We start from the raw sequence: 14,858 nt of genomic DNA, 5'->3' as shown, positions 1-14,858 counted from the left end.
AACGATGATGTAATTCACCACCAGCATCGCCAGCCTCAACAGTGAGACCATTAATGCTTACTCCTCAGGAGTGCATTCATACTGACATAAAAATAAAGACAGATTTGTGTCACACACATACCGTTTATTAATATAAAAAGGGGAAACAAAACTTAATAATATGAACAATTAATATAATTGAAATAATATAATCAACGCCAAAAACAAGGCATAAAAAAAGGGGCAAAAGCCCCTTTTAAAATTACAAAACCGGTTTTATTCGAGCACGCCAATAATTTCAGGTTTTTCGTAATAATCCAGCACGCCAATATATTTTGTTTCTTCAAGAAATTCAGGATCAACCGTGGCTGATTCTGAATAACCACCGGAATATCGCTCTCCAATCATCTGAATGATATTGAGCACTGGATACTCCATAGAAGACTTCCAGAAAACACTTTCCAAAGCACCATGGAGTTTGCTGTTTACCGATTTGTATTTATTTTTCCCACCAGAACCACCACCATAATACAAATAAGGTTCTTTAAGTATCATTGCATTCGGATCTGCCATAACACTGGTATCAAGACTGCTGTTAACCGTAAACTTCAGACACGAACTGACAATATTTTTCATAAAAATAGTACTGCCGTAAGCTGTCTCATTCGTACTGTCAACACCCACACACTCACTCGGATACTCACCCCAGCTATCGGACGATTCATCCGCGCCAAGCAGACTGTTGTACATAAACAGACCGCTGCCCTCTGCAAGCTGAACCAGCGTCGTTCTTGGGGCCGCAGTTTGCCAGAGTGAATAGTAGTTCACGCTCAAATTAGCAATCGTTGGCATTGACCTCGGCTCAGCATTCACATCCACACTATTATTGCGGCCATAAATCAACGGGTAGTACTGTTCATCGTTAAGCAAGGGCACATTATCACCATCAACACTGACATCTCCTGCCACATAGATATTGGCAAGGTTACCCTGGTAACCATGATTCCAGGTCAGAACACCTTTAAAATAGTTACCTTTTATATCAATATTAATGTTTTTAAAGTTAATCGATCCGCCATTTATGGATAACGCACTGCCAAGATCAGGATCTGCATCTACATCCCGGTAAATAACTGAGTTTTCAGCCACCCCATTAACCGAATTGAATGTCAGATCAGCACGAAATAAAGCGCCTGAAATATCGACATTGGAAGCTATTGAGTCGTAACCGCCATAATAACCATAGGGCCCTTCGATATTGCACATGCCTTCTCCTGCATTAGTGGTCGCGGCGTTTTCACACAGGTTATTCCGGCCAAAGCCATCGATCACCACGGCAACAGAAACCCCTCCTGTATTAATCTTTTCATACCCGGCATTACCAACGTATTGCAGAGCCCCTGCCCGGGTAATATGCAGAACACTGTTATCTGATTCCGCTTCAATGCTGGTACCGCTTTCAATCGTCAGGGTTACCGGATTGGCTTTCATATCAGCAACGGCGGCAACGTCGGTTATTTGTTGATGCCCCTTACCAATATGAATTTCACCTTTTACCGTCCAGTGGGTGGGCATCACTCGCATCACCGCTTCTTCAATATAGCGGGTTTCACCAGTCAAAAAATTAATCGCCCAATCGCCGGTCAAAGCATTTGACTGAATTTCCTCCAGGGTATAGCCATCGGCTAACCACTGATTAACGGTTTCGCCTGGCAAGCCACTGTACTGGCCGATGGTAACGTTGTTGGTATAAATACCACCTAAAATCCGGCACGACTTCGACACTGGCTCCCAGTAGCTCTCTTCAGAACTGATCTCCCCGTCGCCATTGCTATCATAATCAAATCGATAAGTTCCAGTCGGCTCCATACCAACCAGAATCCCCAGATTATTGCATTCGAAATCCGGCGCAATAACCACCGAATCACTCCAGTTGCTGTACCAGTTATCACCATCATCTGCCACTGCGCCGATATAAGCACCGCCCCCCAGATGATGGTAGGCGTCACCTAATAAAGCAGCGTAATGACTCAGATCCACCAGACTCACGCTGACGTTGCCAGTAATCAGGTAACCGGTATTCAGAACCGGATCTTCTTCAACCACACCACTGGCAGAAACCACGGTATAGCCATAATCGTAACCGCCGCTTTCGGATTCATTGGCCAGGGTATTTTCACAACTGAATATCACGCCATCAAACAGAATTCCCAATGGATCACTGCTTTGTAATGCGGCGGTTTCGGCATCGTCAATATCCAGGCAAGTGGCAAAATCTGAAAACACCGAATTAAACATCAACAGGCCGGAACCCTGTTCCAGCAATACTGCGGTGTTGCCGGAGCCGAACCCCGTAGCTGTCATATTGGTAATAACCGGGCGGGAACGCGGCATAGCATCATAATCGGCATTACTGTTAATACCGTGCAACACGGCACCGGTGCTGTTGTCTCCCGGACTGATAACGGCCGTCTCTATGGTTCCCTGATAGCCGTTTTGCCACTGAATCTGGTCACCTGCGATATTAGCCATCAACAGATGATTAAAATTGGCAGCGCCACCATTAATATTAAGGCCGTCTGCTCCGGCACCGTAAATGTCCAGATAGGTAATGTTCGAATCTGCTCCAACCTCGTTAAGGGTGAATGCCGCCTGACCATCTTCGCCAGTGTCATACAGACGCAGGTACTGAATATCCAGCTGTTTAGCGCTACCGTCAGCACCATTAACCGTAATACCGCGCCAGCCTGAAGTAATATCGCCAGCGGTCAGCCCGGCAACACCGAGAGTAACCGGCGCGTCTGCTGAGCCAGCAACACGCAAGCGTGCATCGGGCTGAATAAGCAATTCGGAATCGTTGTTACTGGTAGTCAGCAAGGTGGTACCAGCAGGCAGCGTCAATTGCACCGGACTGGCTAATGCGGCAGCACGTTCAGCGCTGTTAAGTGGCGTAAAATCGGTACCGACCTGCACCTGACCATTTATCCGCCAGGCAATATTTTTAGGATAATAGTCAGGTTTCCCGCCGTTATTCAAACGCCCCTCAATACTGAAGTTACTGTATAAAGTGGCTGACTGGTCAACGTTGGTTAAATCACAGATCTGATACGGCATGCCGCCAACAACCAGAGTATCTTCTGCCAGCGTGCCGACCCCCATACACTCGGGAAAAAGAATGGCCGGGCTATAAACTCCCGCTACACTCGCATTACCCGCACCCAACTGAGACGGATCTTCAACATTGGCAAAGTTTAAGCTGTTATTACCTACTGCCCATATATAGCTGAGCAGCGCATCGGCACCGGTTATCAGATCGGTCGCGTTTGCAATGGCAGCCAGGGCATTACTGGTGTTGTTGGTAATGTTGCTGCAGTTAAGCAAAGCAGAACCCACACTGATCTGACTGGCCGAATCCTGTGGTTCCAGGCAGGTATCAAAGCCCTGAATCAGAGCGTCATCCAAGGTAACTTTAGCTGCGCTGGCCACTGATATCGCCACACCCGCCTGATTGTACTGGTCGAACAGGCTAAGGTTACTCAAATTCACCTGACCGCCCTTCACCACCAGCGCCGATGTTAACGAGTCATGCCTGATACGAGCAGCAATATCGCCCTGATAGTTATTCAGCTCCAGAGCGGTAGCGCTGATGTTAGTGATATAGGGAATGGGGCTAACCGGATTGCCATTCACAATATTATAGCTGCCACCGTGGACCTGCAGCCCATTCGATCCGCTGTAAGCAATCACCCCTCCCGTTTGGCTGGCTGCGGGAGCATAAGCGGTAACCGCCGCATGAATCGTACCACCCGCATAGTTTTCCAGACTGACGGATACTTCCTCACCCGCTTCACCAATCACGGAACCACCGCCGCTGTTCAAGCTGTATAAACCGGGAAACCCCTTGGTATTTGTCGAGTTGAAACTCATGCCATAGGCTGTCAGATCGGTATCTTTGGCAACACCGCCGTAGTAGCCAAAGGGACCTTTAATATTGCACAGCTGGTCTGGACTACTGGTTGCCGGGCACTCTGGTGAATAGCCAATGCCATTAATAACCACACCACCCCATTCACCACCGCCGGTATTATTGTCGTCGAGTGATAAAATGTTGGCCGTTAATTGTGCATTTCGATGAAGAATTACAACCGAACCGGGCTTCGCATATAGCTCAACGGAAAAATTAACACGCTCAGCGAGTAATTGATCCAACGTCTCGTATTCTTTACTTTCGCCGAACTCGTACACACCATCCAGCACCCAGACCAGGGGTTTATAGTTCCACGTATTTTTCAGACTGATCGCGTTTAAATCATTAGAAATATCGCGTGTGTTGCTTAGCTTTCCGATGTCTTTGCTCAGTAAACAGGCATTGAACTCTTCACCGTTTACCAGCACCGGATCAGTAGCGGTTCCGACCACACCGTATTGCAGAATTTCACACTGCGCCAGTGATACCTCCAGGCTTTCCTGCATGGCGGTTTCATCGGATACATCAGCACCGCAACTTGCGAGTAACAAAGCTGCGGATAAGACACCCAGCTTTGGTATTAACTTCAGGCCTGAATACACAGAAGCCCGAGGGGATTTTTTAAATAACATAATTCCACCCATCATCTTTTTAGGAGTCCAATATTTAAAATTCATAACTGACTTTCAGCTTGTATTTAGGCCCGGACTTGTAACTCAGGTAGGCCACATCGTATTTTTCGTAGTACTGACGTTTTTCAGAATCCAGTATGTTTTCACCCGACAATGACACTTTAAGGTCATCACCAAACCGTTTGGTGTAAATCAGTTTCAGGTCGTCATAAGGATCGCTGTAAACATTAGTGACGTTACTACCCGCATCAGGGGTAACAATCACCAGCTCTTTACCTTTGCGGTTAAATACCAGCGTGACTTCCTGGCCGGTTTCGAAGTGGTCATACCCTAACTGCAGGTTAAAGATATAATCAGGCTGGCCTTGCAGCGGACGGTTTAAATCGGTTTCTTTGGAGTCAGCGGCCAGGCTGATTTCTGACTCAATGTCGGTGTAATTACCCTGCACAAAGACAGAATGACTGAAGTTGTCATCAAGAATAAACTCGGTACGGAAATCCAGTTCCCAACCGGTCACCTTGCCGGATTCTACGTTAACAAAGGTGTAGTAATCGTAATCATCACCGAGCGTGTCAAAGGCATTTTCAATCGGGTTGTCCATGTCTTTTCGGTAAGCACCCAGACTGATGGATTCATTATCACTGGGGTACCACTCCAGGCGCATATCGTAGTTTTTAATATCGGCCGGTTTAAGATCCGGATTACCTTTGTAGCTGGTCAGGGTTTCGATATCACGGTAACTCCGTGGCAACAGCTCGAAGGTTTCCGGCCAGCTTACGGTTTTGCTGTAAGCGCCGCGTAATTGCCAGTTATCGCTGATTAACCAGGTCAGGCCCAGAGATGGCAGGGTTTTGGTTTCATCCAGCAGTTCGTACAAGGGTTCCGGGTTGTAGTAATACTGGTCAGCTTCTACTTTAAATGACTCACGGCGTACACCGATATTCGCCGTAACCGTTTGCCACAGATTCCAGTCGGTTTGCACATACCAGGCATTGGTATTCTGCTCGACACGGTACTGATAACCTTTATCGACGCCGGTATCATTTTCTGCATCGATAGAACCACCATAATTCACGTACAGACCATTACTGCCATTGGTGCCATCACCAATATATTCATCGGTGAAGATATCCGCAGGGTCAGGGTACAAAAGAATATCTTCCCTGGTTTCCTGTTCTAGCTTATTACCTCGGTATGAAAATCGATCTTCATAACCGTCACGGGTACGGCTCAGCTGATACAGACCCGTTTTTGCCGTTACTGAAATATCTCCGCCTTCATTGATCGGTAACTCAAGATCAATACTGGCTGAGTTGCCGTCTTCTTCAGAAGCTTCCCACAGATTATAGGCGCTACTGAAACCAACCTGCAGCACAGGGTCTGCAGACAGGCTATTACCCTGATAGGAGTAACGTTGAGCATTGGGGCGATCATATTCACTGCTTGACCGGGAAATCTGCCAATTGGTTTTTAAGTCCCCCAGTAATCCTCCATCACTCAGGGGGATGTAGTGTTCACCCCATAACTGATGGCTGACCAGCTGCTCCTCAATCCAGTCAATACTTTGGGTTTCCTGCTTATCTATGCCTCCGCCATATGGCCAGTCCCGCGGATCTTCGGGCATAACAATATTATTCTTGGCAATATAATGACCACTAGCAAGAACATACCTATCCTCAAACTCTGCCGAGTTGGTGGTATGGCGTAACAGAATATTATTCAGGCCAAGTGTATGATTTTCGGTAATGCGCCAGTCCAGATTAAGCATGGCGCTCAGGTCGATAACATTATTGGTATCGTAGGTCACTTTTGAAGATGTCAGCGCAAGCAGATCTTCTGGTTCATTTGTATCAGGGTTGTTAACGGTATACAGCTCAAAACCGTTCTGAATTTTTTCATCATTGGTCCATTTGTTACTGTAACGCACTGCGCCAATCATCCCCAGGCGCTGTCCGCTATCCGTTATAATGCTGTCACCTCCGGACAGGCTGATGGACATATCGGCAGGTAAATCCCCTTTATACACGCCGTAGTTTTCAAAGGACTCTCCCAGCTCTTCACGGAACTGCAGAAATTCTTCGCTGTCGCCCAGGCCATTGCTGCCCGCAGAATCCGGATCACCAAAAAAATAAGCACCGCGCGCTTGTTTGGCAATGTCCGGCATTTCACGGAAACCGTCGTCATACCCTGTCCAGTCACGGCCACCATGTTCTTTGCTTATATAGCCGTCTTCACTATTGGCTTTACCATAGGCCAGACTGGCTGAGATTTTAAAGAATCCTTCATCCGGGGTAGGCTTGGTACGCATATCAATATGACCGGCGGTTGCTGTTCCCGGTACATCTGCGGTGGCCGATTTTTGCAGTGACAGCGACTGCATAATATCCGCAGGAAAGATATCCAGCGGTAAATCACGACGGGCCGGATCGGTGGAGGGCAGAATAGCGCCGTTAAAAAAAGTGGACTGATAACGGCTCTTCATTCCACGGACAATCGCATAGCGGCTGTCTTCCATGCTTACCCCAACGACCCGCGTCATGGCGGAGCTGACGGTGCTGTCATCAAAGCGGGCGATCTGCGTAAAATCCATGGTATCCATTACCGCCGATGACATTCGCTCAGCATCAACCGGGCTGTATGCCTGATAGCTGCCCACTGCGACCACTTCTTCAATAAATTCACTGTCATCACTGCTGAGCATCGGTAATTCAGTAAAGACACTCACTTCCATACCGCGCATCACATTTACCGATGTCAGGGTGCGCGACATATATTGCGGATGTTCAATCAGCAGGCTGTATTCGCCTTTTGGTAATTCAATTTTAAATTCGCCATTACGATCGGTACGGGCAGTAATATTTTTACCAACAACGCTAATCATTGCATTACGAACCGGACCATTAGTTTCAAGTCCGAAAACTTCGCCTGTCAGCACGCCAATGCCTGCCAGTTCTGTTTTACTATTACGATTGGCTGCCGCCAGCGGAACACGATCAATAGCCGCATCCACTGTTTTTTCACCGCGCTTTGCGCTGATGCTGATAAAAGCCGCTTCATCATCTGCCAGCGTAAAGCTGTAAGGAACAGATTGATCCGGCAGCTGCAACGTTAATGTATGCCGTCCACCACCAAAGCCTTCATACCAGAAACTGCCATCGGCGTTGCTGCGCCCTATTTCTTTTCCATCCAGCAAAATAATGGCTTCTGCCAGTGGTTTTCCGTCGAGTACGATGTCTGCTTTAAGACCCGCAGCAAACAATGGTCCTGCACTTAACAAACTGATAAAGCCAGTCAGTAAATGCTTGTTCGATACCCCCATTTTTACTTCCCCTGATCATATGTGAATGACTCCGGCCTGAATGCAGCAACCGGCAGCTACCACTGAAGACGGTAAATAAGGGGGAAGTGCGACATGAATTTTATATGTCACGCATTGTGGATAAGTCTGGGTGTTGTATAACCTGATCAATTCAACAGAAAAACCTGTGCAGAAGATTTCATCTGTTTTTAATAAATGCTCCATTTTTTATCCGGTGGCTGTCCGGCCCCTGATATTGTCCGGCCTCTGATATTGTCCGGCCTCTGTGCGCCTTCCTGGCGCACAGTGATCCCTTATGTTGTGCACGCCTGCTTACCTGCGCCGTACCTGCACATCTCTGCCTATCTGCAGGCCTTAACCGGGCACCTTGCCGCTAAAAAAACTGACTAAGCAGTCAATATGGTATCCCTCTTGCTTAACAACCCGGCATAACCCATTGCGGCCCGTTGTTATTGGGCTGGTTCTGACTAAACAGAGGAGATACGGCTTGAATCACCCCGTTCAGCCGCTGCTAAGCGCGCAGGCTGATGCACCATACTGGAACGCGCAGTTACAGTTGAGTACGCGCCAGACAGAAAGAGGCACCCGTTTGGTGCAATGCGAGCATAACGGCCCTCTTTATGTGCAAAAGCCGTTTTATCCGGAAGGGCCGGACTGTGCGCATCTGTATCTGCTGCATCCCCCCGGCGGCATGGTGTCGGGTGATTTTCTTACTATTAATGTCAGTGCCGGTGAAAACAGCCATGTGCTGGTAACAACACCCGGAGCAGGACGTGTTTACCGCGCCCGTGCCGATGGTTTGCTGCAGCAGCAGAAAGTACAGCTGAGGGTTGATAACAACGCGGCACTGGAATGGATGCCGCTGGAAACCATTTTATTTCCGTCATCCCGTGCGCAGCTGGAAACCGAAGTCCATCTGGGTGAAAACAGCCGCTATATCGGCTGGGATATTGTCAGCCTCGGTTTGCCCGCCAATGGCAGCCGTCTGGATGACCTTGGTCAGCACACCACGCTGAAGCAGGGACTGCGTATTTATTATAAGCAACAGCTATTGCTGAATGAGCGCCTGAGCCTGCATCCGGGTAACAGCGAATTATTAAATGCCGCCGCCGGTTTCCGTGGCATGCCGGTACACGGTCTGTTAGTGGCCGGACCTTTTACTCAGGGTTTTTGTGAACAGGCTCTGGAGAAACTTCAGGAGCTGTGCGCCGACCAACTGGCCGGTGTCAGCCTGAACGGCCAATTTTTAAGCGTGCGTTATCTCGGCACCTGCAGCGAACAAGCCCGTCTGCTGCTGAGTGACGCCTGGGCGATTATCCGCCCGCAATTAATGCAACGCCCGGCCTGCGCACCACGCATCTGGGCAACCTGATTATTTCTGACTATTTAAAGAACTGATTGATTAACTGAGGTGAACGATGGAACTGCTACCGCGCGAAAAAGATAAGCTGCTGATTTTTACCGCAGCCCTGCTGGCAGAACGCCGCCTGAACCGTGGTCTGAAATTAAATTACCCGGAAGCCATGGCTTACCTGACCATGGAAATAATGGAAGGCGCACGCGATGGCAAAACCGTAGCCGAGCTGATGGGGTACGGAAAAACACTGCTGAGTGCCGATCAGGTGATGCCCGGTGTGCCGGAATTAATTCATGAGGTACAGGTAGAAGCGACCTTCCCGGATGGCACCAAGCTGGTCACTGTGCATGAACCCATTGTTTAAAACTGCCTGCGTTTAAACGGCTTCAGCCGAGATGCTTAACGGTTTACAGGAGAAAGAACATGATCCCAGGTGAAATTATCGTCGGCGAAGGCGATATCGAATTAAACGCAGGCCGTGAAACGGTTCGTCTGCGTGTTGAAAATATCGGTGATCGCCCGATTCAGGTCGGCTCCCATTATCATTTTTACGAAACCAATCCGGCACTGTCATTTGAGCGGGAAAAAACCAGGGGTTTTCGTCTGAATATTGCCTCGGGTACCGCCGTGCGTTTTGAGCCGGGTCAGGGCCGTGAAGTGGAATTAGTCGCCTACGCCGGAGACCGTATTGTGTACGGTTTCCGCGGCGAAATAATGGGCAAGCTAGGGCCTGTTAACACTAAGTAAATCGGGCCTGCTGAGAGCCAGTTTTTCTCAGAACAAGGAGAGAGGAGTGATATTAGCGGGCTAAATGAATGACGAACGACGACGTTAATGGGGAAAACTAGCCTCAGCCCGAAGGGTTATGGCTAAAAATTCCTCATTCTGCGTTGCTGTTCGTTCGCTTAACCCGTTAGGCCACACTCTCAGCGCCTTGTTTGAGAATTTTTTAGCCGATAACAGGCCTGTTTAATTAGTGTTAACAGGCCCTAGATAACTCAGGGAAAGCACATGAGTAATAAAACCATGGACCGCACGTCCTACGCGCAGATGTTCGGCCCTACCACCGGCGATAAAGTGCGCCTCGGCGATACTGAATTATTGATTCAGATCGAAAAAGACTTCACCACCTACGGCGACGAAGTGAAATTCGGCGGCGGCAAAGTCATCCGTGATGGTATGGGCCAGAGCCAGCGCAGCAGTGCTGAAACCGTCGACCTGGTGATAACCAATGCCGTGGTGCTGGATCACTGGGGGATTGTGAAAGGTGATGTCGGTATTAAAGACGGCCGTATTTTTGCCGTAGGTAAAGCCGGTAATCCGGATATTCAGGATAACGTCGATATTATTATCGGCCCGGGCACCGAAGTGATTGCCGGTGAAGGCTCCATTCTTACCGCTGGCGGTATCGATGCGCACATTCATTTTATTTGTCCGCAACAGGTCGAAGAAGCCTTAATGAGCGGCGTCACCACCATGATTGGCGGCGGCACCGGGCCTGCGACCGGCACCAACGCCACCACCTGTTCGTCCGGCCCCTGGTACATCGGCAAAATGCTGCAGGCCACCGACGATATGCCAATGAATTTCGGCTTTTTAGGCAAAGGCAACGCCAGCCTGCCAGAGGCACTGGAAGAACAACTGGAAGCCGGCGCCTGCGGTCTGAAATTACACGAAGACTGGGGCACCACACCGGCGTCCATCGACTGTTGTCTGAGCGTGGCGGAAAAATACGATGTGCAGGTTGCCATTCATACCGACACCCTGAATGAATCCGGTTTTGTCGATGACACAATTGGTGCATTTAAAGACCGCGTAATTCACACCTACCATACCGAAGGTGCCGGTGGTGGCCATGCGCCGGATATTATCCGCGCCTGTGCTTATCCCAATGTGCTGCCCTCTTCCACCAACCCAACGCGTCCTTATACGCGTAATACGGTGGATGAACACCTGGATATGCTGATGGTCTGTCATCACCTCGACAGCAGCATTCCTGAAGACGTTGCTTTTGCCGATTCGCGCATCCGTAAAGAAACCATTGCCGCTGAAGATATTTTTCACGACCGTGGCGCCTTCAGCATGATCTCATCCGACTCTCAGGCCATGGGTCGCGTGGGCGAAGTCATCACCCGTACCTGGCAGACGGCGCATAAAATGAAAACCCAGTTCGGCTTATTAAAAGAAGATCTGGAGATCGGCGCCGATAATTTCCGCGCGCGCCGCTACATCGCCAAGTACACCATTAACCCGGCCATCGCTCATGGTATTTCCCACGAAGTGGGTTCCATCGAAAAAGGAAAACTGGCCGATCTGGTGTTATGGAAACCGGCTTTTTTTGCCACCAAACCGAGCATGATTATTAAAGGCGGCATGATTGCCGCTGCGCCGATGGGCGATCCGAATGCGTCCATCCCAACCCCACAGCCGGTGCATTACCGCATGATGTTCGGTGCCTTTGGTAAAGCTGCCGCCGCCACCAGTCTGACCTTTGTATCGGCAGCGGCATTAATTAATAACGTCGGTGAGAAACTGGGCGTCAAACGCACCTTAGCGGCCTGTAAAAACACCCGCAATATCCGTAAATCAGACATGATTCTGAACGACTGGATGCCGGACGTTAGCGTTGATCCGCAAACCTATGAAGTACGTGCCGACGGTGAATTACTGACCTGCGAACCGGCCAGCGAACTGCCACTGGCGCAACTGTATAACTTATTTTAAACGTGCAATTTAAAAGCATCGTTTTAAGGACTGTTTATGTTAGAAGTTTATGAACGCCTTGGCACTCACTGCCATGATCCGGTCAGCGCTACGGTAGTGCTGAACTATGAACAGCGCGACCGTGGCCGTCTGCGTCTGACCAGTACCGACGGCGAAGAAGTACGTCTGTTTCTGGAGCGTGGTAAACCCTTACTGGTTGGAGAATTTTTACGCGCCACTGATGGCAAAATCGTAAAAATTGAAGGCGCTGAAGAAGATGTTGCCCACGCCAGCTGCGACGACTGGCAAACCTTTGCCAAAGCCTGTTATCACCTCGGCAACCGCCATGTAAAAGTAGAAGTGGGTGAGCGCTGGTTACGGATAAAACCGGATCATGTGCTGGAAGATATGCTGCATTTACTTGGACTGATGGTCAGCCATGAACACGCCGTCTTTGTACCTGAGTCCGGCGCTTATGCACCCGGGTACGGGCATTCGCATGGTCATTCCCACGATCATGATCACCACCACGGCCATAAAGGCGGCCACAGCCATAACGACGGTCATGATAAAGGGCACGGTGACGGATATGACCACTGATAACCACGCGGCGCTGACAACACCGGGGCTGCTGCGTTTATTGCAGCTATCCAGTGTCAGCCTGCCGGTGGGTGGTTACGCCTTTTCCCAGGGGCTGGAATACGCCGTGGAAAAAGGCTGGGTGAGTAATATGGCAAAGACCCGTGACTGGATTGCGCTGCAATTGCACGAAACCCAGGCGCTGATTGATTTACCGGTATTAAAAGGCGCGATGCAGGCGGTAAGCGCGGCCGATGAAAAAGCCTGGCAAGGCTGGAACGATTTAATTCTGGCCAGCCGCGAAACCAGCGAATTACGCCTTACCGATACCGCCATGGGCGAAGCACTGGTGCGTTTATTAAAACAGCTGGACGTTACCCTGCCGCGTTATGCCAGTGAGGCAGAGGGCGATGTCAGCTTTGTTGCGCTGTATGCCTATCCGGCGGTGCAGTGGCAGATTCCGTTTACTGCCGCCGCCACCGGTCTGACCTTCGCCTGGCTGGAAAATCAGATTGCCGCCGCCACCAAGCTGGTACCTCTGGGTCAGACTCAGGCGCAGCAATTATTAAGTGATTTACAGACGCTGATTCCGGCCACTATCCGCACTGCAGAAGACGTGGATGAAGCAGAAATTGGCGGCTCGTTACCGGCACTGGCGATTGCCAGTGCGAAACATGAGACGCAATACACGCGCCTGTTCCGATCATGAGGGCTGGTTGCATTGTCAGGACTTTGTTAAAAATTTTCTCAGGATGCTCATGTAGGCTAACTACACTGCGCTCCTTCGATAATTTTTGCCGCGTCCTGACTGCTTCACTAACACCCTCATCGCTGGCTGCATTACACGATTAAAAATTCAAGCAAGACTCAGAATTACTGGAGAAAAAAATGAAAAAACAAACATTACGCGTCGGTGTCGGTGGTCCGGTCGGTTCCGGCAAAACAGCATTATTACGCTCACTCTGTTCTGCCCTGCGTGATCACTACAATATCGCGGTAGTAACCAACGATATTTACACCAAAGAAGATGCCGAATTTTTAACCCGTAACGAAGCGCTGTCAGCCGACCGCATCATGGGGGTGGAAACCGGTGGTTGTCCGCATACCGCGATCCGTGAAGATGCTTCAATGAACCTGGCGGCTATCGATGTATTAATGAAGCGTCACGGCGATCTGGATGTGGTGTTTGTTGAAAGCGGCGGCGATAACCTGAGTGCAACCTTCAGCCCGGAATTATCCGACCTGACCATTTATGTGATCGACGTATCCGCCGGTGACAAAATTCCGCGTAAGGGTGGCCCGGGTATTACCCGCTCCGATTTACTGGTGATTAATAAAACCGATCTGGCGCCACTGGTGGGTGCCGATCTGGATGTGATGGACCGCGATGCGAAAAAAATGCGCGGTGAACGCCCTTTTGTATTTTCAAACCTGAAAAAGGCGCAGGGGCTGGACGATATTATTCAGTTTATTGTGACCGAGGGGATGTTGGAGCAAAAAGAGATCCCACCAGCCAAGGCAGTCGTCTGATCTGGGCTGCTGCGCTTGGTGATACGGCGTTAAAAATGCCTTCGGGATGCTCATGCAGGCCAACTGCACTCCGCTCCCTCAGTTATTTTTGCCTTGTCTCACCGGCGCTCGCGACGCTCAGACAATCTGTGTTGCCGGTTATTTAAATTTGTAAAAAACTCCTGAGGAGAATCCTATGAAAAAAGTTCTGATCTCTGCCGCCGCCCTGCTGATGCCAGCTGCGGCCTTTGCTCACACCGGCCATGAAGTGTCTGGTTTTTCTGCCGGTGTTGCGCACCCCTTTACCGGGCTTGATCATCTGCTGGCGATGCTGGCGGTGGGTCTGTGGGCCGCACGCCAGAGTGGTGCTGCCCGCTGGGCGACGCCACTGGCCTTTGTTGCCATGATGGCGGTGGGTGCACTGGCCGGCGCCAGCAGCCTGCAGCTGCCGTTTACCGAGCTGATGATTGCCGCCTCTGTGGTGGTCTTCGGGTCTCTGATTGCCTTTAACCTGAAAAAAGGCGCTCTGGCCGGTGCTTTGCTGGCCGGTGGTTTTGCCTTTTTTCACGGTTTTGCCCACGGCGCGGAAATGCCGGCAATGAGCACTCTGGCAACCTATGGCGCAGGCTTCCTGCTGGCGACTGTTGTTCTGCATGCGGCTGGCTATGCACTGGCCGCCTTTGGTCACAGCAAAGCAGCAGATATCAGCCGCCGCGCTGCCGGTGCTGCGATTGCTCTGACCGGTATTGCTTTAGGCGCAGCCTGAGGGCCGGCCTGAGTTGCTGCCGAACGGTTATCTGCTGCATAAACGCT

Annotated in this window: 10 protein-coding genes; 8 read left to right on the top strand and 2 right to left on the bottom strand. The window is 50.0% G+C overall.

Going from position 1 to position 14,858, the window contains the following annotated elements; translation table 11 throughout:
- Positions 1-255 precede the first annotated feature (255 nt).
- Complete coding sequence (locus tag HUF18_RS06795) at positions 256-4,452, bottom strand: hypothetical protein (protein WP_225691614.1); 4,197 nt, start codon at positions 4,450-4,452, stop codon at positions 256-258.
- 160 nt (positions 4,453-4,612) lie between these two features.
- Positions 4,613-7,897, bottom strand: a complete 3,285-nt coding sequence (locus HUF18_RS06790) for a TonB-dependent receptor domain-containing protein (protein ID WP_225691613.1) — start codon at positions 7,895-7,897, stop codon at positions 4,613-4,615.
- A 487-nt stretch (positions 7,898-8,384) separates the two neighbouring features.
- On the opposite strand from HUF18_RS06790, the gene HUF18_RS06785 reads away from it, so the two are divergent.
- The 8 genes from HUF18_RS06785 to HUF18_RS06750 all read left to right on the top strand — a co-directional run bounded on the left by HUF18_RS06785 (position 8,385) and on the right by HUF18_RS06750 (position 14,811).
- Positions 8,385-9,269, top strand: coding sequence for an urease accessory protein UreD (locus HUF18_RS06785; protein ID WP_225691612.1), 885 nt, complete (start codon positions 8,385-8,387; stop codon positions 9,267-9,269).
- A gap of 46 nt (positions 9,270-9,315) precedes the next feature.
- The gene (gene ureA / locus HUF18_RS06780) at positions 9,316-9,618 is read left to right on the top strand and encodes an urease subunit gamma (RefSeq protein WP_145469284.1); all 303 of its coding nucleotides are present in this window, start codon (positions 9,316-9,318) and stop codon (positions 9,616-9,618) included.
- Positions 9,619-9,677: 59 nt separating this feature from the next.
- Complete coding sequence (locus HUF18_RS06775) at positions 9,678-10,001, top strand: urease subunit beta (RefSeq protein ID WP_225691611.1); 324 nt, start codon at positions 9,678-9,680, stop codon at positions 9,999-10,001.
- Positions 10,002-10,265: 264 nt separating this feature from the next.
- The gene (ureC, locus tag HUF18_RS06770) at positions 10,266-11,978 is read left to right on the top strand and encodes an urease subunit alpha (RefSeq protein WP_225691610.1); all 1,713 of its coding nucleotides are present in this window, start codon (positions 10,266-10,268) and stop codon (positions 11,976-11,978) included.
- A gap of 36 nt (positions 11,979-12,014) precedes the next feature.
- The gene (gene ureE / locus HUF18_RS06765; RefSeq protein ID WP_225691609.1) at positions 12,015-12,557 is read left to right on the top strand and encodes an urease accessory protein UreE; all 543 of its coding nucleotides are present in this window, start codon (positions 12,015-12,017) and stop codon (positions 12,555-12,557) included.
- Complete coding sequence (locus HUF18_RS06760) at positions 12,547-13,245, top strand: urease accessory protein UreF (protein ID WP_225691608.1); 699 nt, start codon at positions 12,547-12,549, stop codon at positions 13,243-13,245. Before ureE ends, HUF18_RS06760 begins: the two co-directional genes overlap by 11 nt.
- A 179-nt stretch (positions 13,246-13,424) precedes the next feature.
- Positions 13,425-14,066: an urease accessory protein UreG gene (ureG, locus tag HUF18_RS06755; RefSeq protein WP_145469279.1), complete on the top strand. Its 642-nt coding sequence runs from the start codon at positions 13,425-13,427 to the stop codon at positions 14,064-14,066.
- A gap of 175 nt (positions 14,067-14,241) precedes the next feature.
- Complete coding sequence (locus HUF18_RS06750; protein WP_225691607.1) at positions 14,242-14,811, top strand: HupE/UreJ family protein; 570 nt, start codon at positions 14,242-14,244, stop codon at positions 14,809-14,811.
- Positions 14,812-14,858 lie beyond the last annotated feature (47 nt).

This window comes from Thalassolituus sp. ST750PaO-4, assembly GCF_020320405.1.
GTDB classification, from domain to species: Bacteria; Pseudomonadota; Gammaproteobacteria; order Pseudomonadales; family Oceanobacteraceae; genus Venatoribacter; species Venatoribacter alkanivorans.
The sequence above is the reverse complement of the archived record's forward strand: the minus strand, read 5'-3'. Positions and strand labels throughout refer to the sequence as shown.

What these genes read in the sequence shown, in the direction of transcription:
- HUF18_RS06795 (WP_225691614.1), bottom strand. Translation starts at nt 4,452, where the DNA reads ATGCAGGAAAGCCTGGAGGTATCACTGGCGCAGTGTGAAATTCTGCAA.
- HUF18_RS06790 (WP_225691613.1), bottom strand. Translation starts at nt 7,897, where the DNA reads ATGGGGGTATCGAACAAGCATTTACTGACTGGCTTTATCAGTTTGTTA.
- ureA (WP_145469284.1), top strand. Translation starts at nt 9,316, where the DNA reads ATGGAACTGCTACCGCGCGAAAAAGATAAGCTGCTGATTTTTACCGCA.
- HUF18_RS06775 (WP_225691611.1), top strand. Translation starts at nt 9,678, where the DNA reads ATGATCCCAGGTGAAATTATCGTCGGCGAAGGCGATATCGAATTAAAC.
- ureC (WP_225691610.1), top strand. Translation starts at nt 10,266, where the DNA reads ATGAGTAATAAAACCATGGACCGCACGTCCTACGCGCAGATGTTCGGC.
- ureE (WP_225691609.1), top strand. Translation starts at nt 12,015, where the DNA reads ATGTTAGAAGTTTATGAACGCCTTGGCACTCACTGCCATGATCCGGTC.
- HUF18_RS06760 (WP_225691608.1), top strand. Translation starts at nt 12,547, where the DNA reads ATGACCACTGATAACCACGCGGCGCTGACAACACCGGGGCTGCTGCGT.
- ureG (WP_145469279.1), top strand. Translation starts at nt 13,425, where the DNA reads ATGAAAAAACAAACATTACGCGTCGGTGTCGGTGGTCCGGTCGGTTCC.
- HUF18_RS06750 (WP_225691607.1), top strand. Translation starts at nt 14,242, where the DNA reads ATGAAAAAAGTTCTGATCTCTGCCGCCGCCCTGCTGATGCCAGCTGCG.